Genomic DNA, 21,167 nt, shown 5'->3' on the forward strand with positions numbered 1-21,167 from the left:
GCAACCCCCGCACCCGCCCCGCGATCCAACAACGAACAAGCAAGGCTGACAACTTTTGGTTGTCACCTATGGTGAGAGCCATGGATCTCGACCTGGCACAGGTACGTGCCTTTGTGCGCGCCGCCGAGGAACTGCACTTCGGGCGGGCGGCCGGGACTCTCGCCATCTCTCAACAGGCGCTGTCCAAGAGGATCGCGCGGCTGGAATCCCTGCTCGGCACCGAGCTGTTCCAGCGCGATGGCAGCGGGGTGAGCCTCACCGCGGCCGGACAGCGTTTTCTCCCACCGGCCCGGCAGACCCTGGCCACCGCCGACGCCGCGGTGGCAGAGGCGGTCGGAAAGGACCGTCCGCTGCGCGTGGACGTGTGGGGGCACCTCTACGCGCCGATGCGAACGCTGGCCCAAGTGGAGGGGCAGACGGGGGATTTGGTGCTGGGTCACGGGCGCGATCTCCCGTCGGTGACGGCGGCGCTGCTGCACGGAGACATCGACGCGGCCTTCGGCCGGGTGCACCCCCCGCTGCACACGGGGCTGACACACCGCCTCGTCCGCCTTGAGCCGGTGGACGTCGTACTGAGTGCGGACCATCCGCTCGCGGCCGAACCGGCGCTGCGCCCGGACCAACTGCGCGACAGCGTGCTGTGGGCACCCGGTGCGCTGGACCGGCTCGACTTCCTCCACCAGTTCGCCGAACGATTCGACATCCGGGACAGGGCCGCGAGTGTCAACCTGGGGCTCGCCCACTTCCTCGCCGCGGTGGCCGGCGACCCGCGACGCTTCTCGCTGCTGCCCGCCGACGTACCCCTGCCGGAGATTGCGGGGTTGCGCTCCGTCCCGCTGGTCGATCCCACACCGCTGTACGCCTGGTCGCTGTTGTGGCGGGCCGGCAACGTGCACCCGGGGCTGAACGATCTGACCGCCGCCTGCGCCGCGGAAGCGGGACGCAGTCGATGGCTGGAGTACGACCCGGCTCACGACTGGCTTCCCGAACCGCCCCTGGCGCGGGGGTGAACGGCATGGGCGCCGCCGGGGGCGGTGTTCTGTTCGGTGGTGTGTCGTGCCAGGCAGTGGTGGGCGGAACGGCGGTTGCGCACGCGGCCTGCGGTCGTCCAGGGTGATGACGGCGAGGGCGCGTGCCCGGACCGTGCCCCGGCTCGGCACGGCCCGCAGGCGCTGACCTTGTTCCGGTCGCCCAGTGCGACACGGTTTCGTGCCCACCTCGCGGTGGGCGACGCGGCTGAACGCCTCGCCCACCGCGAGGACTCGGCCCACGTCAGGACGTGGGGCCGGTCGGCGGTCCGTCGGATCTGGTGGGCGGCCCGGGCCAGGGCGGCAGGTCAGCGCCTCCGGCCGTCGCGCAGCTCCAGCCGCTCGCCCGGGAACCGCTCACGGAAGCCGCGGTCGTGCGAGACCGCGACCACCGCTCCCGGGTATGCCGCGAGTGCCGCCTCCAGGTCCTCGACCAGGTCGAGCGCGACGTGGTTCGTCGGCTCGTCGAGCACGAGAAGGTCCGCGGGACGGGTCACCAGGCTCGCGATCTGCAACCGCCGCTGCTGCCCCGCGGACAGCGCCGCGACCGGCACGTGCAGGTCCTCCTCACGGAACAGGCCCAGCGCCAGCAACTGTTCGGCATGCTCCTCCGGCAGCCCGGGCCGCCCGGCCGCGAAGGCGCCGAGCAGCGGAAGCCGCGTGGAGCGCACGGGCAGTTCCTGCGCCAGGTACCCGATCCGAGCAGGGCGGCGTACCGTGCCCGCGTCCGGCTCCAGGTCGCCCGCCAGAACGCGCAGCAGCGTTGTCTTGCCCGCCCCGTTCTCGCCCGTGACCAGCAGCCGCTGCCCGGGTGCGATCGCCAGCAGCCCGTCCAGGCGCAGCCGCTCGCCGACCGCTACGCCGTCGAGCTCGGCGAGCGGGGGGTCGACGGGGCGGTCGACCGGGCGGCCGCTGCCTGCCGCCGACAGCGTCGCCGCGAACCGCAGCGGTTCAGGCGGCGCGGCCACCGGGTTGCGCCGCAGATGGGCCAGCCGCTCCCGGACCGACCGCACCTGCCCGCCGAGCTTCGCCTCGTGCGAGCGCCGGTGCTTACCGAAGCCCTGCCGCGGGTCCTTGCCGGTGACGGCCAGCCGCTTCCCGGCGGCCTCGAGCAGTTCTTCGGCACGGGCCACCTCCTGAAGCCATTCCGCGTGTCCCTGCTCCGCGCGGCGTCGGGCGGCGGCCTTCGCGGCGCGGTAGCCGGCCCAGCCGTCGCCGTACCGGTGCACCGTGCGCGCATCCCGGTCGACCTCGAGGATCGTGGTGGCGATGCGTTCCAGGAAGCCGCGGTCGTGGGTGACCGCGACGACCGTGCCGCGGTGCGCGCGCAGGTGCTCCTCGAGCCAGCGCACGGCCCCCGCGTCGAGGTGGTTCGTCGGCTCGTCGAGGAGCAACAACTCGGGAGCGGCGGCCAGCACGCAGGCGAGCGCGAGCCGTGACTGCTCGCCGCCGGAGAGCGAGCCGAACTCGCGGCCGCGGGTGATCCCGGCGAGCCCGAGCCCGTACAGGGCGGCGTCGACGCGGGCGTCCGCGTCATACCCGCCGCGCCCCTCGTACGCGCTCAGCAACTCCCCGTACGCGACGAGTTCGCCCTCCGACGCCTCACCGAGGCGCTCCTCCGCCGTACGCAGCCGGCGCTCCATGTCGCGCAGTTCGGCGAGGGCGAGGTCGACGGCGTCCTGCACGGTGCGGTCCGGGTCGAGGTCAAGGGTCTGGGCGAGGTGGCCGGTGCCGCCGGGGAAGCTGACGGTGATCTCCCCGGCGTCCGGCGCCTCGGCCGCGGCGAGCAGCCGCAGCAGGGTGGACTTGCCGGAGCCGTTCTCGCCGATGACCGCGGCCTTCTCGCCCGGGCGGACGGTGAAGGAGACCTGGTCGAGGACGGCCCGGGTGCCGAAGGACTTGGTGACGTCCCTGACGGACAACTGCGCCACGGCAGCGGGCGCGGTGGTACAGGCGCGTTCGAGCATGTGACTTTCCCTGGGGATGTGAAGTGTCTACGGGCAGCAGAAACGGCGGCATCGGCCGTGCCCGGACTCAGAGAAAGTAGAAAAAAGCCATGCGCCCACTGTAGCAAGACGATCCGTCTCGCCTCTAGTGGTGCGCTTCGAATTCTTTGCTCCGCGTCTCCGTGCCACCGAGCCACCGCGTCTCCGATCCCGGGTGTGGTGTCACGACGCCTCCGGCGCGCTACTCGGCCTGCCGTCAACGAAGTTGGGCGCCAACAGCATGCCGGTAGGCTCCCGGCATCGATCCGCAGCCGTCCGGTGCCCGGGCCAGGTGCAAGATCTCCGCTCACGCGTGGAAAGGTCTTGCCGTGGACAGGTTCGAGCCGAATGAGAAGACGCCGGCACGCGAAGGCATCTGCCTGCTGACCGTCGTCAGCCCGCGCAGGGGCGAAGGCAACAGCCCGACCGGGATCGTCGGCCGGTGCCTGGCCCGACAACTGCTCGGCATGGGCCGACAAGTGCGAGTGATGGCCGAGCCGGACCAGTGCGGTGGCTGGCCTGACGCGGTCGACGTCGTGGAAGGTTCCATCACCCGGCCACGGGAGTGCGCCCGAGCCTTCGACGGTGTCGAGGCCGTGTTCCTCGCCGGCGCACACCCGTCGACGGTCCAGGACGCCCTCGCCTTGGCGCGAAACGCCTCCGCCCGTAAGGTCGTTCTGCTGTCATCACACGGGCCGGAGTACGAAGAGGCGTATCCGCCGGAATCCTGGTTCTGGCTGGCGATCGAGAAGGCGGTGGAGCACTCGGATATCGCCTGGACGCACATCCGGCCGTCGGCCGTGATGGGTGCCGCCATCGAGGGCACCTACCCGGCGACAGGGTCGGACTGGCCGGAGTCCATACGCGCCGACGGGGTGGTCCGGGAGGCATTCCTCGGCCAGGGCCACTACCCCTTCATCCATGAGGAGGACCTCGCCGCCGTCGTCGCCGCGGCCCTGATCAGCGACGATTACACCGGGACGGTAGTCGAGGCTGTGGGCCCGCCGCTGAGCACACTGTCACGGATACGGAGCATCGGCGCCGCTCTCGGCCGCGACATCGGCACGGTCGATCTGGCGGCGGACGAGAGCCGCGATACCTGGCGACGTCTCGGCTGGCCGGACGGTGCGATCGACGTGACGCTGTACGCACTTGAGGAGTACGGCGCCCACTTCGCCGAACTCATCCAGTGGACACTCGACCAGCGCCCGAGTGTCCAGGACATCATCGGGCGCCCGCTGCGCACTTTCGACGACTGGGCGCGGGAGAACACCGACTCATTCCGCTGACGGGAGTGTGCCTGGCGCTGCCCCCGGCCGGGGCCGTCGGGAAGCTGGAGTTTCCGCATGGTGTGAGGCGGAGGCGGGTGCGGGGCCGCGCGCGGGTCAACCCGGCGGGTGTGTGGTGTTCCTGGAGGGCGGTGCCGGTGAGGTGGCGGGGGCCACACCGTGCGCACCGTAGCGGTCGCTGGCGGCACCACCCTGACCATCACCGTAGGACGCGGCGGCGCCCGTGGTGAGGGAGGAGACAAGGGTGCCGGAGGCCAGGAGAACACCTCTCGCCGCGGTGGGCGCGGCGGCAAGGACGGAACCGCCGGAGGCGACGGCGGGTCCAGCTCCCTGGCACTGCCCGACGGCAGCACTCCCGCGGTGGTCGAGGGAGGAAAAGGAGGCCAGGCCGGGAAGGCGGGAAAGGCGGCCCCGGCGACGGAGGTGGTCGGGCGGGAAACGGCCACGCCAACGACGAAGTAGGGAACGGCGACCCGGGCGGGACAGGAAACGGCGCCCTCTGGGCGACAGGTGCCGACCGCCACGGTGCCGGGCAGACGAGTCCAGCCAGCCCACCACCGGGACGATGAAGGTCTTGGCCGCTCCCGCGGCGGCCTGACCACAAAGATCCACTTAGTTGGTGAGGGCGGCCTGCGGCCCCTGGCCCTACTGATCACACCCGGCCAATGGGGCGACGCGCCTCAGATGATTCCGGTCCTGGAGCGCATCCGCGTCCCGCGGCCGAAGGGCGGGCACCCGCGCACCCGCCCGGACCCCCTCAGCGGCGATCGTGCCTACAGCTCTCGGCGCAACCGCCGCTACCTGCGGCCCCGACAGATCAAGCACACCATCCCTGAGCCGAGGAATCAGCAGGCCAATCGCTTGCACCGCCCGGGGAGAGCCCCGCCGCCTTAGGGTGCGAGGATCACTTCGTACGACTCGAACTCGAGTATGCGGTCCGAGACGACGGCCCGGCCGAGTTCACCGCCCGCTCCCGTGTTGTCTTTCAGGGGCACATGGGCCCGGATACACGGCGCGTTCTTACCATGGGGGCTTTCCCGTACGACCTCCACGCGCCACACCCCGTCGGTCTTCCTGGGAATGATCTCCGTGCACTCGGAGCCGTTCGTGCCGCCCTGCACAGCTCTGGCGAAGGGAAACTCGTCACAGGAGTCGTCCGTGACACTGGGGTCCTTCTTGAACGGTAGCGGGGCCGCCGTGCACGACTGCCGGCGCTTCTTGTTCGCCTCCTTGTCACCGCCGGCATTGCGTTGCAACGGCCTCGTCGGGGTACCGAAGTCGTTGCCGCTGAGGCTGCTCTGCGCCCACGCGTAGGCGATGGCGGCAGCCCCATAGGCGGATTCGCGGATGGTCACGTTGGCCAGGTGTCCCATCACGATGCAGCCGGGATAGCCGCCGACCTCCGCATCACAGCGCAGCTCGCGGCCGTTGTTCCAGGTCGACGGGATCGGGCTGCCGGGTATCTCGAGGATGTTTTCGAACGATGTGTAGGTGGGGGTGATGAGCGTATGAGTGTCCTTGGCGACAGCGGACGTGAAGGACAGGTGCCCGATCTCCTCGTCGCCCAGCTTCAGCTCGACGGGCGCGCCGCCCCAGGCCGGTGAGGTCACGGTGCACAGTCCGCTGCAGGTGGCGGACAGTTCCATCGACACGGTCTTCGCCTCACCCTCCATCTCGGTGGCCTTGACGGCGATGTTCTCCGTCCACTCCGCTTTGGAAGAGCTCAGGCGGGCGAAACTCAAAGCCACGACGACGGCGCGGCCTGTCTCCTTGCCTTTGCTGTCGAAGCCCCAGATCGTGATCTTCTCGCCCCAGCAGTAGTTGTGCCGGTCGGAGTCACGGCCGTTCTTGCACGGACCATCCGAGGCCTCCCACACGCCGGGCGCGGTCATAGCGGCAGGCGCGGCTATGGGCACCGCCTTGGTACAAGTCCAGCCCGCGGCGGTGGCCTTGCAGGCGCCGTAGCCCTTGGGGGCGACCTTGGTGGGTGCGGCGGCGGCCGGTGAGGTGCCCAGGGCGAGGAGGGTCGCGGTGAGGGCGAGTGCGGCCACGGTGGCGAGCAGGCGTCTGAGGCGTTTCACAGGGTGGTTCCCCTCGATCGGTGGTGTACGGGGCCACTAGGGATCGAACCGGTCCGGCACCGTGCGCACAGGGCCAGAACCAGCCCCTCCACGATCGTTTTTGACCCGTTGCGGACTCACACCGCCATCCTCGGGGCCACTACGGTCACCCCTTGACTGGACACCGACAATCAGGGGGAAGGGCAACGATGCGCCCCACCAGACCCGTCAGTCGCATAAGCAGAACACTCATGGCCTGTGCCGCCTCGGCCGCCGTAGCCACCGTGGGACTTGCCGTCTCACCGGCCGCCGCCGCACCCGCCACCACCACGACCACCACGCAGGCCGAGCCCGGCGGCGCCTGCACGGCGGCCGACCTCGGGACACGGCATCCGTACATCAAGGCCTCCGAAGTGACCCCGACGATCACCCACTTCAAAGGCTGGTACGTCACCAACGGCTCGACCGGCACCCAGTCCGTCACCACCAGCGTCCAGACGACCATCTCGGTGTCCGTCGGCGTCACCGGCAACGTCGAAGGCGGCTTCGCCGTCGAGACGCTCGGCAAAGTCGGCGCGAGCCTGGGCCTGAACGTGCAGGTGAACTACACCTCCACCAGCAGCGCGTCGACGTCCGTCACGTGGAACTTCCGCAATCCCGGCTATTACGGCCTCTACAAGGGCACCAAGAAGGTCACCGGCACCTACGGCAGCCTCAACTGCAACCGTGTCCAGCAGAACGACGGCAGCTGGGCGCTGAAGTGGATCGAAGGGGCCGACACCGGCAGCTACACCACCTACACCACCCTCGAAGAAGGCGCGGTGCGCTGCGAGGACACGGTCCCCGCCAACAGCATCATGCGCAAGGCGCAGAACCTCCTCGACTGCGGCTCCGCCACCGCTACCGCCAAGCACCCGGCCGGGCCCGTCCCCTCAGCGAAGGCCGACCGGGCCAGGCACGAAGCCGAGAAAGCCGCCAAGGCTGAGAAGAGCGTGAAGGCCACCGGGAGCCCGGCCCCCGCCACGCGGGCCGCCCTGAACTGCCAGCCCGGCGCCTACAAGATCGACGTCCCCGGCAAGCCCCTGAACTGGAGCGCACCGCTGCTGGCCAACGACGGCATCCGCCTGCGCGAATCGAACTGGACCAGCGCCCACCTGGACAACTGGCGCCTGTGCAACGTGACGGAGCGCAACGGAGTCCTCGAGGCGTCCCTGTGGAACTGGGGCAACGGCGGTTGCGCGACCATCCCGGCGGACATCGCCAACCGGGAACAGGCCTACCTCACGACGGCCACCTGCGGTGAGGACGACCTCCAGCGGTTCTACATCTACCGCGACGTACCCGGCAGCTCGAAGATCGGTGTGCAGAACAAGTACACAGGCTCCATGTTGGGTCACGACCGGTACGCGGATGGGGAGTTGATCCGCCAGTTCTCCAGCGGCAGGCAGGACGGTACGGGTACGTACACCCTGACCGGAGTCTGACGGCCCCCACTCCGTGAGCGCGGCCCCGCACGTGAACCCCCGACCTGCCCGGTTCCGTGCGGGGCCTTCCGCGTCTCTGCCCCGAGCCCAGCCTCGGGAACCGGTGTCCGTGGCCGAATACCCCCTATTGCATGCGGCGAACCCCTTCCAGGGCGGTTCGCGCTTCAACTCGACTACATCCGCCTTGTGGCGGGTGTGGACGGCCACGACATCGACTGCAAGGTCGACGGGTTCGGTCCCATGCGGCTCAAGTCCAGTGTGGTCAAGAGAGCCCGACCCGGTACATCGGCGCTCGTAGCGGCGCGTTCGTTCCGTCGAGCGCCCAAGCCGTAGGCTGCACGTCGCGGCCGGTAGGTATCCGGACGAGTCGGGCCGCCTCCGCTACCTCTGGCCGTCGCCCACCTCGACCAGCCCCGTCTCGTACGCGGCGATCACCGCCTGGGCCCGGTCACGGGCGCCGAGTTTCCCGAAGACACTGGTGATGTGGTTCTTCACGGTCGACACACTAATGGCCATCGACCCCGCGATCTCCGCGTTGTCGAGCCCCGTGGCCATCAGCCGCCATACCTCCAACTCCCGTGGTGTGAGCTCGCTCGTGCTCACGACGGGTGGCTTCGGGCGGTGCGGGGCCCTGACGTAGGTGGAGATCAGCCGGGTCAGCAGCCGGGGCGCGACCGTGGCCTCCCCGGTGTGCACCACCCGGACCGCCGCGACCAGTTCTTCCGGCGAGATGTCCTTGGGCAGGAACCCGTAGGCACCCGCGCGCAGCGCGGCCACCACGTACTCGTCCATGTCGAAGGTGCTCAGCGCCAGCACCCGGCACCCGGGCAGCTCCCGCGCCAGTTGACCGGTCGCGGCGACCCCGTCCAGTACCGGCATCCGGATGTCCATCACCACGACGTCGGGCCGTAGCCGGTGCGCGAGGGCCACCGCCTCCGCGCCGTCCCCCGCCTCGCCCACGACCTCGAAGGCAGGGTCGGGCGAGAGGATCAGCGCCAGCCCACGCCGGACCAGCGGCTGGTCGTCCGCGATCAGCACCCTGATCATCCGCCTGCCCGGCACGTCCCCCATCGCATCCCCCATCACTTCGCTCATCGCAGCGCCCCCTCATCGGACTTCAACGGCAGCCGGGCCGACACCAGGAACCCGCCCTCGTCCAACGGCCCCGTCTTCAGCGTGCCGCCGTGCAGCAGGACCCGTTCCCGCATCCCGATCAGGCCGTATCCAGAGCCAGCCCCGGAACCCGACCCGAATCCCGCATCCGACCCCGAGCCGTCGTCCGTCACCTCCACCGTCACCTCGTCCGGGCCGTACGTCAGCCGTACGGACGCCCGCGACCCGCCCGCGTACCTGCGTGCGTTCGTCAGCGCCTCCTGGACGATCCGGAACACGGTCAGGCCCACGCTCGACGGCAACGGGCGCTCCTCGCCCCGCACGTCGAGTGCGGTGGACAAGCCCGCCCGGCACGACTCGGCGACGATCCGCTCCAGGTCCCCGACCCCCGGCTGCGGGGCGGTCGGCTCATCCTCCGCCTCCTCCCCGGCCCGCAGCACGTCCAGCAGCTGCCGCATCTCCCGCAGTGCCATCCGCCCGGACCCCTCCAGGGTGACCAGCGCCTCCCTGGCCACCTCCGTGTCACGGGAGAGGTTGGCGCGGGCGCCCCCGGCCATCAACTGCATGGTGGTGATGTGGTGGGCCACGATGTCGTGCAACTCCCGTGCGATGCGCCGCCGTTCGTCGGCCACGGCGCGGTCGGCGAGCAGCCGGCGGTTGGCCTCGATGTCCCTGTGCCAGCGGTTCATCACGGTCGCGGCGATGACGACGAGCAACCCGGCGGCCCCGTTGCCCACCAGGTCGACGATCCTCGGCTGGGACCACGGCGTCTGCCCCACCAGTGGCATCGTCACGGCAATGAGCGTCGCCGGCGCCGCCACGGCCGCGCCCTTGGACCGTATGACCGTGTAGAGCGCGACCACCACCGTGGCGTTGAAGTGCTGCTCCACCGGCACGCTCAGGTTCAGCACCAGGCCGAGCAGCAGGACGGCCGCGAGCGTCAGCACCGGGGCGCGGCGGCGGGCCAGCAGGGGCAGCGCGGACACGACCAGCAGCACGCACCCGGCTGCCGGGACGGAGCCCCGCTCGACCTGGCTGGTGAGTGTGAAACCGATCAGGTCCACAGCCGCTGCCCCGACCGCGACCAGGGCGTCGTTGCGTGTCCACGGCAGCGCGTCACCGCCCCGCAGCCCCCTGGGTGCCCCGGCCGCCCCGGATGCTCCGGGCACAGGGCGCGTCGTCGACATCGTGGTCCTCCCCCCAGCCGCCCCGCCGACTGTTGCCGGTGCGCCACGACTGTCATCTCTTGATCCATTCTGGCACCGTCCCCCGGCCCCGCCCCGGGCCCCTGAGCCGATCCCCGAACCAGGACCACGGTCCTGGTCAGCGGCTCCTCTTGGCCCTCGCTCCCAGTCCCTTTCTCATCCCGGCCCCGGACGTTTTTCCCCTCCCGCGCTGATGAGCTGGACAACGGCCGGGAGAACCCGGCGCTCCACCCACTGCCGGAGGAAAAACGTGATCCGCGCCCTGACCGGGTTCTCCACCCGTAACCCATGGAAGGTCATCGCCCTCTGGGCGGTGCTGGGCATGGCCCTGACCATGCTCAGCCAGGTGCTGATCTACCGGGTCACCCAGACCCAGAGCGGCGACTTCCTGCCCGCGAAGTACGACTCGGCCGCCGCGCTGAAGATCGCCGAGGAGCGGTTCCGGGTGAAGCCCGACGCCAATGCGGTGACCGTGCTCGTCGCTCGCGCCGACGGCAAGCCCCTCACCGGCCCTGACCACCGCGGTATCGCCGCTGTCGCCGAGCAATTGGGCCACCGGCGCGTCGAGATGCCCGAGCCCAAGGAGGACGACGATCCCTCCTTCCTGCGCCGGGACTACGCCCAGACGCCCAAGGTCAGCCCCGCCATGGCCGCGCCCGACCGCAGCTTCGAGCTGCTCTCCGTGCAACTGACCGGCAACTCCACGGACCCCGCCCTGCACGACCTCTACCGCGCTTTCCGCGACCGGGCGAAGGGCGACTTCGCCGAGGCCGGGATGCGCACCGGCTTCACCGGGGGACTGGCCGACCTCGTCGACACCGCCGAAGCCGAGGAGACCACCCAGAAGGTCGTCGGTTTCCTGATGGTCGGTCTGATCGTGCTGATCAACATTCTGGTCTTCCGTAGCGCGCTGGCCGCCATCGTTCCGCTGCTCGCGGTCGTCATCACCGGCGGCGCGGCCGCGGGAGCGGTCGTCGGCGCCGCGATGCTCACCGGCATCAAGCTCGACACCTCCACCCCGAACATGATCAACGTTGTGCTGATCGGCATCGGTGTCGACTACTTCCTCTTCCTTCTCTTCCGCTTCCGCGAACAGCTGCGGGCCCGCCCCGACCTGCCCGCGCGCGTTGTGTCGGCCGAGGTCAGCGCGCGGGTCGGCACGGCGATCACCTCGGCCGCCCTCACCATCGTGGCCGCCTTCGCCACCCTCGGTGTCGCGACCTTCGGTCAGTTCCGTGTGCTGGGCCCCGCCATCGCCGTCTCGGTGCTCGTCATGCTGCTGGCCAGCCTGACCCTGATGCCCGCGCTGCTCGCCGTCACCGGACGCAAGATGTTCTGGCCGTCCCGCTCCCTCAAGCGCGAACCCCGCGCCGGGACGGCGGCGCGCGTCGGCGATCTGGTCGCCCGCCGCCCGTTCACCCTCGTACTGGCCTCCGTCGCCCTGCTCGGCGCGCTGGCGGCCGGCCTGGTCGGCATCCGGATGGACTTCGGCCAGAGCGCCGGCAGCCACGACACCCCGGCCGCCGCCACCTCCGCGGAGATCTCCCGCGCCCTGCCCGCCGGAGTGTCCGATCCTGCCACCGTCTACGTCACTGCCAAGGAGGGCCGCACCCTCACCACCACCGGACTCGATGCCCTCCCCAAAGCCCTCGCCGAGGTCAAGGGCATCGGCAGTATCGGCAAGACCACCCTCAACGACGATCGCACCGCCGCCCGCATCGACCTCTACCTCACCGTCGGCAGCCAGACGCAGCAGGCCCGTGACCTCGTATCGGGGCCCGTCCGTGACACCGTCGCCCGCCATACCCCGGCCGGTGCGCAAGCCCACGTCGGCGGCACGGCCGCGATCTTCGCTGACATCTCCACCGCCGTCGACCACGACCTGAGGATCGTGTTCCCGGTCGCTGCCGTGCTGATCGCCCTCATCCTGCTCGTCCTGCTGCGCAGCCTGCTCGCCCCGGCGATCCTCATGATCGCCGTCGGCCTCGGCTTCGCCGCCACCCTCGGTGCCGCGGCCCTCTTCTTCCAGCACCTCCTCGACAAGCCGGGCGTCAACTTCGTCCTGCCGTTGGTGCTGTTCCTCTTCGTCGTCGCCCTCGGCACCGACTACAACATCCTGATCAGCGACCGCATCCGCGAGGAGATGGAACGCCCGGGCCCGGCCCGCGCCGCCGTGGCCCGGGCCGTGCGTCACACCGCACCCGCCATCGCCACGGCGGGCGTCGTCCTCGCCGCGTCCTTCGGCAGCCTCGCCGTCAACGCCGACCCCTCAACCCAGCAGATCGGCTTCGCGACGGCGCTCGGCATCATGCTCTCCGCCTTCGTCCTCTCCATCGTTCTGGTGCCCGCGCTCGCCGCGATCCTCGGCCGGGGCACGTGGTGGCCGGTCCGCCCGGGCCGCGACCGCGGCCGCCACCACGCCGGGCCCCCGGCCGTCCAGCCGCACCACGACCACGTCTCCGTCCACTGACCGTCCCGGCTCGATCACCGGCCCGATGCGCGGGAAGGTGAAGCCTCTGGCCTAGCCTCTGCGTATGCGCATCGACGAGATCTCTTCCTGGCTTGACGAGCATGACGCGAGTGCGGGGCCGGGTGCTCTCTCGACCGAGTTCGACGCGTACCTCTGCTCGCTCCCGTGGGCAGGATCCGGTATCGACTGGCGGGAGATCCCGCACCGCTCGCTCGTCCTGGACGGTGTCTCGGACGACGAGGCGGTGGCATGGGCCCGCCGGACGCCCATGGCCCAGCACGATCACGTGCTGTTGATCGATTCGGCGGCCGAGCCGGGAGTGATCTGCCGGTTCGAGGACGCCATCAGGGACTTCGAGCTGTTGTCCCACCGCCCGGAGTTGTACATGTGTGGTGTCGACCTCGTGGCCGGCGGGGTGAGGCCGGTCTTCGACCGCTTCATCGAGCGACGGTTCTTCATGACCCTCAACGCCCGCGTCTGAGCGGTCCGGGTGGTCCGCTCGCGCGGATCGTCGAAGCGATGAGGCCGCCGCGTTGCTCGCGGGCCGCGTGTGGGCCGGGCCGGGCCGGGGAAGCGTCATCGGCGAGCGATAAAGACGCCTGGCCAGGAACTGCCCGGTGAGGTCACTCACGACTCACCGGACAGTTCCTGGCCACTATGCCGTCGCCTTACGGGGGTCCGGCCCGTGTCGGCGTCACCCGCTGAAGGCGGTTGGTTCAGAGCGTCAGGAACGGCTTCTCGCCCGCGATGTTCATGCGGTGCATCAGCCGCTCGTGCGGGAAGTAGTCCGCCACCGCGAGGTGCTGGGCGCAGCGGTTGTCCCAGACGAGGAGGTCGCCGGTGGTCCAGGCGTGGCGGTAGATCAGCTCGTTGGTCTCGATGTGCCGGTAGAGGAACTCCAGGATCGCCCGGCTCTCGGAGTCGCTGAGCCCGTTGATGCGGGTCACGTACGGTGACGAGATGTACAGGGCCTTCCTGCCGGTCACCGGGTGCGTGCGCACCAGGGGGTGCTCCACCGGCTCCTGGTCGGCGAACTGCTCGTCCGGGTCGATGCCCTTCTTCTTCAGGGACCGCTGGAGGTTGCCGTAGTCCGCGCCGAACGCCTTGCGCACGTCGTGTATCGCCGTGAGCTTGAGCAGCATCTCCCGCATGGGCTCGGAGAGCGTCTCGAAGGCGAGGTACATGTTGGAGTAGAGCGTGTCGCCGCCGACCTTGGGCGTCGTCTTGGCGTGCAGCACGGTGCCGAGCGGGGGCTCGGCCCATCCGCTGTTGTCGGTGTGCCAGGCGTTCAGGCCCGGGGGCTTCTGCTCGTTGTTGTGGAGCACCATGCACTCGGGGTGCCCCTCCACCGTCATGGGCAGCAGGTGGTCGTGCCTCAGGAGCGGACCGAACCGCGCAGCGAATCGCTTCTGCTGCTCGACGTCGAGGTCCTGACCGGGGAAGACCAGCACGCTGTACTGGTGGAAGGCGTCGTGAACGGTCGTCCACACCTCGTCGGTGAGGTCCTGCGACAGGTCGATGTCGAGTACCCGGGCCCCGATGGCGGGGCTGACCGGCTCGATGGTGGGCAGGGACGTACTCATGCTTCTCCTCGGGATTTAGGAATGCTGTCCTGCGGGTGCGGCGAGGGAGTCGGTGGTGTCCGGCGACGCGGTGGTGGCCAGGATGCGCACGAGGACATTCGGGTCGATCACACCGCCGCTGACGATCGCGCACGGCCGGCGCCAGCCGTGGCTGGTGGCGTGCTGGAGCGCGGCCGCGTACGCGGCCGCGCCTGCGCCCTCGCAGACGATCTTGTCGGTGAACGCCAGTGACGCCAGCGCACTCGCGATCTCGTCCGGGGTCACGGTGAAGACCCCGGCCAGCTTGTCCTTGAGCCGTTGGAACTGCGCGGGGAGGACGAAGCTGGCGCCGATGCCGTCGACGAAGGACTTCTCGTACGGCACGTCCGTGGGGCGGCCCGCCCGCAGGGAGGCGGTCAGTGGCGCGCCCGTGCTGATCTCCACGGCGTACACCGGTATGTCCCTGCCCGATGCGCGCAGTAGCGAGGTGATGCTGTAGGCGAGGTGTCCGCCGCCGTACGGGACGAGCACGGCATCGACGTCGGGGAGGTCTTCCAGGATCTCCAGGCCGACCGTGGCGCAGCCCAGCGCGACGTAGGGGTTGCTCTCGGACGCCAGGAAGAATCCGGGGAGTTCGGGGTAGCGCGAGGTGGTCATCGTCTGCCGCCAGGTGGCGTACGGGAGCTCGAGGATCTGTGCCATCGGGTTGTAGCGCGTGATCTGGTCCCGCTTGGTGCGCGGGATCCCCTCGGGCACCACGACGGAGTAGGCGAGGTCCAGTTCGGCGGTGGCGTGGGCGAGCCCCTGCGCGAAGTTCCCCGAGCTACAGGTCACCACGCCGTGCCGGGTGATGTGGTGCCAGGTGTCGGGCTCGAACCGGCGGTATCCGTGCAGCGCGCTGAGCGCGCCACGGATCTTGAAGGAGTCGGTGAGCTGGAGGTTCTCGCACTTGATGTACACATCGGCGGTGCTCTGGGCCTTGGAGCGCAGCAGCGGGGTGTGCCGGATGTACGGGCGGATGAGCTGCTGCATGTTCCGCACGGCCGTGGGCGAGACGGCGTGCACGTCGTGGGAGGTCAGCATGCCAGTTCCGCGACCGGGTAGAGGAAGTCCTCGGTCAGGCCGAGCTTGCGGGCCATGGAGATGCTGGCGTGCTTGTCCTCGGCGCAGGTGATGATGACCCGCAGGCCGTTCTTCGCGCTCCAGCGGGTGACTTCGGCGAGCAGGAACGAGGGAAGTCCCTGGCCGCGGTAGTCGGGGTGGGCGAAGGTGCCCAGTTCGGACAGGCCACCGCCCAGCACGCCATGGGCGTCGGCGGCGATCCGCCCGTCCTTGCGCAACGCGAAGCCGATGGCGTGTTCGGCGTAGTCGGCGCCGGAGCCGAAGATGCTGCGGGCCATGGGCGAGTCGAGCCGGTCGAAGAGTTCGGCGTCGATGCGGACCAGTTCGAAACCGTCCGGCAGCGCCGGCTCGGGGGCGCTCCAGCCGACGCGCGGTTGGCTGAACTGCCGTCGCAGGGCCGGGGTGAAGCCGCTGCCGGCCGCCAGTTCGCCGATGCCCGGCTCGGCCGGGTGGACGATCTGGACCGTGCCGCGTCCCTCGAGGAGGGTACGGGCCTGGTCGAAGAAGGCGCGGGTCAGTGTTCCCGCGGCGAAGCAGAAGGGCGAAAGGGTGGCGGTCAGACAGGCGACCGGGACCCCGTTCTCTTCGTGCGCCCATACACGGCCGGGTAACTTCTCGTCGAGGACGCCGTGCACGAACGCCAGATTCGGGTACTGCGGCCCGAATAATGGCTCGACGCGCGCGTAGTCCTCCTTCGCTAACTCGACCAGCACCGTGCGGTCCGCCTTTCTTACGCCTTCTCACGTCAAACGCCGGGGATTCGTGTGTCATTCCTGCGGCTGGCCGGGCGGCAGGGCAATTCAGCCTGCATCACGGCGACAGCCGTGCAACAGCATGCATCCGGTCATGATCGGTCATGTGCGTCCGGAAACCGTCCTTGGGATAGTCCGGGGCAGCGCCCTGTCGTTACGTGACGGTCTGAGCGGAGTTGGGCGGTGGATGGTGACGTTTTGCACGGTCGGCGTCTCCCCGGCGGGCGGGGGCGGATCGGCCGGAGCGCCGTTGGGCGGCCGACGGCCTCCTTGACGCCGGTCCGCGCCGCAGGGGGCCGCCGTCGGCTCGTCTGCGCGTGCGGCAGCCCCCGAGCGTTCGTCACTCCGGCTGCGGCACCGGCACGGACGCCCCCACCGTGTGCAGATGCACCACGACGTCGAAGGCACGGCCCAGTGCGAGCGGCGGCGTCGGCTGGTTGGGGTAACGACCGGGGATGACGAACGTCGGACGTGCCGTGTCCAGCCAGCCGGCCACCGCCGGATCGCGGCGCGCCGCGCGCAGGTCGACGTAGAAGTCGCGGTGACGAACTTTGTCGAGGGTGTACTCGTTGCTGCCGGGCGCGGCGGGACCGACGCTGTAGGTACCCGCTTCTCCCGTCGCCGTCTTGGCGCGGTAGTCGCCGCTGTTCAGTGAGGTGCCGACGGCGAGGTATTCCCGGCCCACGAGCTCACGCAGGTCCGCCCCCATCGTGACCGGGTAGTACTCGGGCACCGCGGACTCGTAGGCGGCGTGCCCGTTGTGCGCCGAGACCACGAGCCGCTGGCCGGTCTGCCGCTGCCACCACACGGCGGTCTCGGCCATGGTCCGATCGCGGTGGCGGCTCGCGGCCTTGGCCTGGGCCGGATCGCTCCAGTCGACGGTGTACTCCGTGGCCATGTGCGAGATGACCCGGGCCTCCTGCAACACCCAGGGATCCCGCGTCCCGGCCTCGGACAGCAGCCGGTAGGCGGCCGCCGCGTTCTTTTCGATCGCCTTGCGTTCACCGAGCGGCAGGGCGTTGTACGCCGCCATGCGCGCGGCCACCCCGGTGGGCAAGGCGCGCAGTGTGGCGTAGCGGCGGCGCAGTTCGGGAACGAGAGCGGGCTCGTTGCCCTCTGCCCAGGTGAGGATGTGCTCGTACTGCTCCGGTGCGGCGTCGGAGAAGTCCAGGCCCACGATCCGGACCGGTCGCGCACTGGTGCGGTTGTGCTCCCGCACCCAGCTGAACAGGTGCAGGAGCTCCTCCGTGTTCAACAAGGAGTAGCCGTCCTGGAACTCCTCACGCAGGATCCGCCGCAGGTCGCCCTCGCCGGTACGGACGTACGTGTCGATCCGGGCGGCCGCCGACCAGGTGATCTCCATGGCGAAGGCGGAGAACCCCTCGCGCGTCACCAGTTGCCTGAGCAACCGGTCCTTCACGGTGAACAGTTCCTTCGAGCCGTGCGAGGCCTCGCCGAGTCCGACGATGTTCGCGCCCCGCGTCATCGAGGCGAACGCGGCCAGGTCTTCTCCCGAACCGCCGGGCTCGGTGGCGCGCAACCGGTGCGCGTACCGCTCCAGTCCGGTGACCACATCGTGGTCGGAGACCGAGAGAGTGGGAGGCGGACCGACCTGCGGCCCGGCCGCCGTCGCGGTGGCGGTGGCAGCGCTCAGGAATGCCGTCAGGGCGAGCGTCAGAGCCAGCGCCTTTGATACCGGTCGGGCTAAGGATGTGTGTGCCATGCAGGGATGTTATCCAGGCTGTCGTTCTGACTTATGTGGCCTGCGCCCCCTCACCGCGCGGACCCTACGTACCCGCACCCCGTCGATCCGCCGGCATCGCCTCCCTGGGCTTCCGTATGACCGGCCCCACGGCCATTCCCCGCGACGTCCGTCTCAATGCCTTTGATGTCGCGGAGCGCCGTGCTGATTTCGCGGGGCGTACCGCCCTCGTCACCGGCGCCGCCAGTGGTATCCGCGCGGCCTGCGCCCTGCGGCCCGCCGCCGCCGGGGCGACAGTGCGCGCCCTGGACCTCGACGCCGTCGGCCTCGACGCGCTCGGCCGGAGAGCGGAGGTCCTGCCCGGTGGTGTCGAGGCCGTGGTGCTCGATCTCGGCGACCTCGACGCGGCCGAGCGCGCCGCGGCGGCCGGAACCGACATCCTCGTCAACAACGCAGGCATCCAACTCGTCTGCTCCATCGAGGACTCCCCGCCCGATGCCTTCCACCGGATCATCACCGTCATGCTGGAGGCCCCCTTCCGGTTACTGCGGGGTGCTCTGCCGCACATGTACGAGCGGGGCTGGGGGCGGATCGTCAACGTCTCCTCCGTCCACGGGCTGCGTGCGTCCGCCTACAAGTCCGCCTATGTGGCCGTCAAAACACGGCCTCGAAGGGCTCTCGAAGACCGCCGTCCTCGAAGGAGCGCCCCACGGCGTCACCTCCAACTGTGTGAGCCCCGGTTACGTGCGTACACCGCTGGTCGAGAGGCAGCTCGCCGACCAGGCCACCGCGCACTCCCTGCCCGTCGAACGCGTTCTGACGGAGGTACTGCTGGCCGGGCAGGCACTCAAACGGCTCATCGAACCGGAAGAGGTCGCCGAAGCCGTCGCCTACCCTGCCCGACGACGCCACCCCCACCCGGCCATCCCCCTCGACATCGTCATGCTGATGACCCTCCAAGGACGTGAGCGCACAGCCGAGGAGTTCGCCGACCTGCTCAGCCGCTCCGGCTTCCGCCTCGACCGCGTCATGCCGACCCCCGCACTGACGTCGATCATCGAAGCCGAAGCCGTCTGATCCCGGCACTCGGCTCTCGGACAGCACCACCAGAGGTAGGGGTGCTACCCGAGGGCCTGCCATCGCTGCTCCGCCGGCAGCGGCCCACCTGCCCGGTTCCGCAGTCGCTGACGTGTCGGCCGCCGGTGCCTTTCCTCAAGCGCGTCCGCTGCGCGCCCGGCGTCTACGAACTCACCTGGCCCAGCGGCGGCTGGACGACCCGGTCACGGGCCGGAGCGGATACGGGGTGCGCAGCACATCGTCTGGCGCCGCATCGGCGGACACGACATCTTCAGTGGGCCCTGATGAATCGGCCCTTCGGGCGGTATCGCGTCCAACAGGGCAAACATTGCGCAGCAGCGTGGTGGGGTCAGTGCTCGCCGCGGTGGTCGTAGACGGTGAGAGCCAGGGTTCGCATCGCGGTGCCGACAAACGCACTGCACTCCCACAACTCGGACTCAAATGGGCGGCGTCGTGACGGCGCTGTGAGGTAGTGCCTCAACTGGCCCCGCGGGAGTAATCGACAGGCTGAGCTCCCGCGCGGCCCGAAGAGTGCCAGCCCGCCAGCTCGTCGTCCATGTCCGCGCTCACGTCCGAACCGGCTCTGTCACAGCATCGGGTAGGAGTCGAGAAACGACGTCCAGAACTCGCTCATGAACGGCAGCGAATCCCAGGCCTCCATCCCCTCCCGGACGATCTCCTCCACGTCGGCCCAGTCGTTGGGGTCCGGGCGCTCGTCCGGTCCCGGCCGCTCCACCTCGAATTTGTAGACGAGGTAGCCGAGCGAGGAGACGTCCCCGTGGATCAGTTCGTACTCGATCTCGGAATCCGGGTCGGAGACCCAGATCGTCCCGTCGTCGAGGCTCACGAAGACAACCGCCTGGAAGAGCATGCCCAGCGGCTGCAGCCTCCCGTGCGGGGTGTCGACCGGCTCGGCGCCCAGGTCCTTTGTGAAGGCTGTCTCTGAGCTCGCCGGATCCCGGTCCGCCAGCTCCTCGAGGATTCGGAACAGCCCGTTGGAGTGCGGGATCCCGACCTCGGTCACGAAGCGCGCGCCGTCCCCGTCCGGCCAGATCCATGCCGCCACGTCGGGCCGGAACCTCAGCAGATCGCCGGGCGCGGCCCGTTCAACGACTACGGGCCAGTCAATCCCTACCATCACCAGTCATTCCTCCTTCGGGCTTATCCGTCACATTGGGTCCGTGCCTCGACTTCTCCGTGACCGGAGTGCTCGGCCGAACCGGCCGGTGAACCGGCAACCGCAGCCATGACACAGGTGTGGGCGGCACACCATCCGGTGTGCCGCCCGCACCCCTATTGAGTCGGGTCCGGCAAGCCCGCGGCAGGCAGCAACCCCGTCACAATCTCCTGGCGGGGAAGACGGATGCCCAGATGCTCTCCCACCGTCTGGAAGGTGCGGGGAAGCAGGTCCTCGCCCTGCCACACCACACCGGCCCTGCGCAGGGCTTCATCCAGCGCGGCGACCTTCCCCGTTGGATCGTCGCGCTCAGGGTAGTCCAGCAGGCTCTCCTCGCCGATCCTCATGCTCCACACCTCTCCGTCGCCCGGCGAGTACAGGAGCTTGGAGGGAGACTGCTGATGGTTCAGCGTCACGCACACCAGTTCCTCGCTGGGGCGGGGCATCGCGTCCTGAACCTCTTCGATCCAGTCCAGGTACCACGTGGCGCATAAGAAGTCCTCCAGCAGGAACGTCCATTCCCCGCTGGTGCCGAACATGCACTGTCCGTCTTTGAAGTCGCCCCCGGACCACTGGGCAGCGATGTCCTTGTACGGGACCCCTCGCTCCAGCACGTCTCGGTCCGCCCCCATGCGTACAAGGAAATCGACCGGGTCCGTACTGCGTATGGCGGTGAGTGAGATGCTTCCGAGCATCCCGTCCACAGTCCCCCTGGCGTCATGGGCGTGATGCCCGAGCCACGCCAGACTGTGGTCAGTCTGTTCTTCGGTCATGGCCGACACCGTAGAACAGCGCTCCCCCGCTCGCTGTACTACCGGTCACGCATATCCTGCCGCCCGTTTCGTGACGGAAGCGCGGACACCGTGGACGGGCACTTTGGCAAGGAAGCAGAGGGTAGGCAGGCGAGGAAGCTGCTGTCGATCCCGCCGGACAGGTCCGTGGACGACCGCTCCGCTGCCCGACGGTCGTCTGCACGGCGGCGCGAAACCGCTGAGCGCCCTGCCCGGGCGGTACGGGCCGGGAGTCCTCGCGGGTCGGGACGGTCGGGGCGGTGCCGTGGTCGGGCAGGACGAAAACGCGTCCGGGCGCCACGCGGCGCACGCCGTGGAAGAGGGCTGTGGCCTACGAGCACGTCCACGCC

The 21,167-nt window shown here is 69.7% G+C and carries 15 protein-coding genes and 3 pseudogenes; 8 read left to right on the forward strand and 10 right to left on the reverse strand.

Annotated elements, in window-relative coordinates:
• The first annotated feature begins 80 nt into the window (after positions 1-80).
• Positions 81-1,010, forward strand: coding sequence for a LysR family transcriptional regulator (locus ACZ53N_RS14925; RefSeq protein ID WP_469141258.1), 930 nt, complete (start codon positions 81-83; stop codon positions 1,008-1,010).
• A gap of 326 nt (positions 1,011-1,336) precedes the next feature.
• On the opposite strand, the gene abc-f is transcribed toward ACZ53N_RS14925, so the two are convergent.
• A complete protein-coding gene (gene abc-f, locus ACZ53N_RS14930; RefSeq protein ID WP_469141259.1) occupies positions 1,337-2,995 on the reverse strand; it encodes a ribosomal protection-like ABC-F family protein in 1,659 nt (552 codons plus the stop codon).
• A gap of 347 nt (positions 2,996-3,342) precedes the next feature.
• On the opposite strand from abc-f, the gene ACZ53N_RS14935 reads away from it, so the two are divergent.
• Both ACZ53N_RS14935 and ACZ53N_RS14940 read left to right on the forward strand, forming a co-directional pair.
• Positions 3,343-4,302: an SDR family oxidoreductase gene (locus ACZ53N_RS14935; protein WP_469141260.1), complete on the forward strand. Its 960-nt coding sequence runs from the start codon at positions 3,343-3,345 to the stop codon at positions 4,300-4,302.
• A 465-nt stretch (positions 4,303-4,767) separates the two neighbouring features.
• A pseudogene (locus tag ACZ53N_RS14940) lies at positions 4,768-5,172 on the forward strand (transposase); the annotation flags it as partial.
• Between the two features lie 20 nt (positions 5,173-5,192).
• On the opposite strand, the gene ACZ53N_RS14945 reads toward ACZ53N_RS14940, so the two are convergent.
• Complete coding sequence (locus ACZ53N_RS14945) at positions 5,193-6,383, reverse strand: NucA/NucB deoxyribonuclease domain-containing protein (RefSeq protein WP_469141261.1); 1,191 nt, start codon at positions 6,381-6,383, stop codon at positions 5,193-5,195.
• 230 nt (positions 6,384-6,613) lie between these two features.
• Here ACZ53N_RS14945 and ACZ53N_RS14950 point away from each other — a divergent pair, with 230 nt between their 5' ends.
• Both ACZ53N_RS14950 and ACZ53N_RS14955 read left to right on the forward strand, forming a co-directional pair.
• Complete coding sequence (locus tag ACZ53N_RS14950) at positions 6,614-7,846, forward strand: hypothetical protein (RefSeq protein ID WP_469141262.1); 1,233 nt, start codon at positions 6,614-6,616, stop codon at positions 7,844-7,846.
• Between the two features lie 174 nt (positions 7,847-8,020).
• Positions 8,021-8,119, forward strand: a pseudogene (locus ACZ53N_RS14955) (PhnA domain-containing protein); the annotation flags it as partial.
• 108 nt (positions 8,120-8,227) lie between these two features.
• On the opposite strand, the gene ACZ53N_RS14960 reads toward ACZ53N_RS14955, so the two are convergent.
• The gene (locus tag ACZ53N_RS14960; RefSeq protein ID WP_469141263.1) at positions 8,228-8,941 is read right to left on the reverse strand and encodes a response regulator; all 714 of its coding nucleotides are present in this window, start codon (positions 8,939-8,941) and stop codon (positions 8,228-8,230) included.
• Positions 8,938-10,146: a sensor histidine kinase gene (locus ACZ53N_RS14965; RefSeq protein ID WP_469141264.1), complete on the reverse strand. Its 1,209-nt coding sequence runs from the start codon at positions 10,144-10,146 to the stop codon at positions 8,938-8,940. Before ACZ53N_RS14965 ends, ACZ53N_RS14960 begins: the two co-directional genes overlap by 4 nt.
• A gap of 268 nt (positions 10,147-10,414) precedes the next feature.
• On the opposite strand from ACZ53N_RS14965, the gene ACZ53N_RS14970 reads away from it, so the two are divergent.
• Positions 10,415-12,634 carry an MMPL family transporter gene (locus ACZ53N_RS14970; RefSeq protein ID WP_469141265.1) on the forward strand — a complete coding sequence of 740 codons (2,220 nt, stop codon included), beginning with the start codon at positions 10,415-10,417 and terminating at the stop codon, positions 12,632-12,634.
• A gap of 64 nt (positions 12,635-12,698) precedes the next feature.
• Positions 12,699-13,115: a hypothetical protein gene (locus ACZ53N_RS14975; RefSeq protein ID WP_469141266.1), complete on the forward strand. Its 417-nt coding sequence runs from the start codon at positions 12,699-12,701 to the stop codon at positions 13,113-13,115.
• A 235-nt stretch (positions 13,116-13,350) separates the two neighbouring features.
• Here the strand turns inward: ACZ53N_RS14975 and ACZ53N_RS14980 are convergent, their stop codons facing one another.
• From ACZ53N_RS14980 to ACZ53N_RS14995, 4 genes are all read right to left on the reverse strand, one after another.
• A complete protein-coding gene (locus ACZ53N_RS14980; protein ID WP_469141267.1) occupies positions 13,351-14,217 on the reverse strand; it encodes a TauD/TfdA dioxygenase family protein in 867 nt (288 codons plus the stop codon).
• Positions 14,218-14,232: 15 nt separating this feature from the next.
• Positions 14,233-15,279, reverse strand: a complete 1,047-nt coding sequence (locus ACZ53N_RS14985; protein WP_469141268.1) for a pyridoxal-phosphate dependent enzyme — start codon at positions 15,277-15,279, stop codon at positions 14,233-14,235.
• Positions 15,273-16,031: a GNAT family N-acetyltransferase gene (locus tag ACZ53N_RS14990; RefSeq protein ID WP_469141269.1), complete on the reverse strand. Its 759-nt coding sequence runs from the start codon at positions 16,029-16,031 to the stop codon at positions 15,273-15,275. The genes ACZ53N_RS14985 and ACZ53N_RS14990 overlap by 7 nt, the downstream gene beginning before the upstream one ends.
• Before the next feature lie 379 nt (positions 16,032-16,410).
• Positions 16,411-17,793, reverse strand: coding sequence for an erythromycin esterase family protein (locus ACZ53N_RS14995; protein ID WP_469141270.1), 1,383 nt, complete (start codon positions 17,791-17,793; stop codon positions 16,411-16,413).
• Between the two features lie 116 nt (positions 17,794-17,909).
• On the opposite strand from ACZ53N_RS14995, the pseudogene ACZ53N_RS15000 reads away from it, so the two are divergent.
• Positions 17,910-18,666, forward strand: a pseudogene (locus tag ACZ53N_RS15000) (SDR family NAD(P)-dependent oxidoreductase); the annotation flags it as partial.
• A 769-nt stretch (positions 18,667-19,435) separates the two neighbouring features.
• On the opposite strand, the gene ACZ53N_RS15005 reads toward ACZ53N_RS15000, so the two are convergent.
• Positions 19,436-19,987: an SUKH-4 family immunity protein gene (locus ACZ53N_RS15005; protein WP_469141359.1), complete on the reverse strand. Its 552-nt coding sequence runs from the start codon at positions 19,985-19,987 to the stop codon at positions 19,436-19,438.
• 155 nt (positions 19,988-20,142) lie between these two features.
• Positions 20,143-20,799, reverse strand: coding sequence for a hypothetical protein (locus ACZ53N_RS15010; protein ID WP_469141271.1), 657 nt, complete (start codon positions 20,797-20,799; stop codon positions 20,143-20,145).
• Between the last annotated feature and the right edge of the window lie 368 nt (positions 20,800-21,167).

The organism is Streptomyces sp. NPDC033229 (assembly GCF_055576875.1).

Bases quoted from the DNA above. Each gene is read 5' to 3' on its own strand.
- ACZ53N_RS14925 (WP_469141258.1), top strand. From the start codon at position 81: ATGGATCTCGACCTGGCACAGGTACGTGCCTTTGTGCGCGCCGCCGAG.
- abc-f (WP_469141259.1), bottom strand. From the start codon at position 2,995: ATGCTCGAACGCGCCTGTACCACCGCGCCCGCTGCCGTGGCGCAGTTG.
- ACZ53N_RS14950 (WP_469141262.1), top strand. From the start codon at position 6,614: ATGGCCTGTGCCGCCTCGGCCGCCGTAGCCACCGTGGGACTTGCCGTC.
- ACZ53N_RS14960 (WP_469141263.1), bottom strand. From the start codon at position 8,941: ATGAGCGAAGTGATGGGGGATGCGATGGGGGACGTGCCGGGCAGGCGG.
- ACZ53N_RS14965 (WP_469141264.1), bottom strand. From the start codon at position 10,146: ATGTCGACGACGCGCCCTGTGCCCGGAGCATCCGGGGCGGCCGGGGCA.
- ACZ53N_RS14975 (WP_469141266.1), top strand. From the start codon at position 12,699: ATGCGCATCGACGAGATCTCTTCCTGGCTTGACGAGCATGACGCGAGT.
- ACZ53N_RS14980 (WP_469141267.1), bottom strand. From the start codon at position 14,217: ATGAGTACGTCCCTGCCCACCATCGAGCCGGTCAGCCCCGCCATCGGG.
- ACZ53N_RS14985 (WP_469141268.1), bottom strand. From the start codon at position 15,279: ATGCTGACCTCCCACGACGTGCACGCCGTCTCGCCCACGGCCGTGCGG.
- ACZ53N_RS14995 (WP_469141270.1), bottom strand. From the start codon at position 17,793: ATGGCACACACATCCTTAGCCCGACCGGTATCAAAGGCGCTGGCTCTG.
- ACZ53N_RS15005 (WP_469141359.1), bottom strand. From the start codon at position 19,987: ATGGTAGGGATTGACTGGCCCGTAGTCGTTGAACGGGCCGCGCCCGGC.
- ACZ53N_RS15010 (WP_469141271.1), bottom strand. From the start codon at position 20,799: ATGACCGAAGAACAGACTGACCACAGTCTGGCGTGGCTCGGGCATCAC.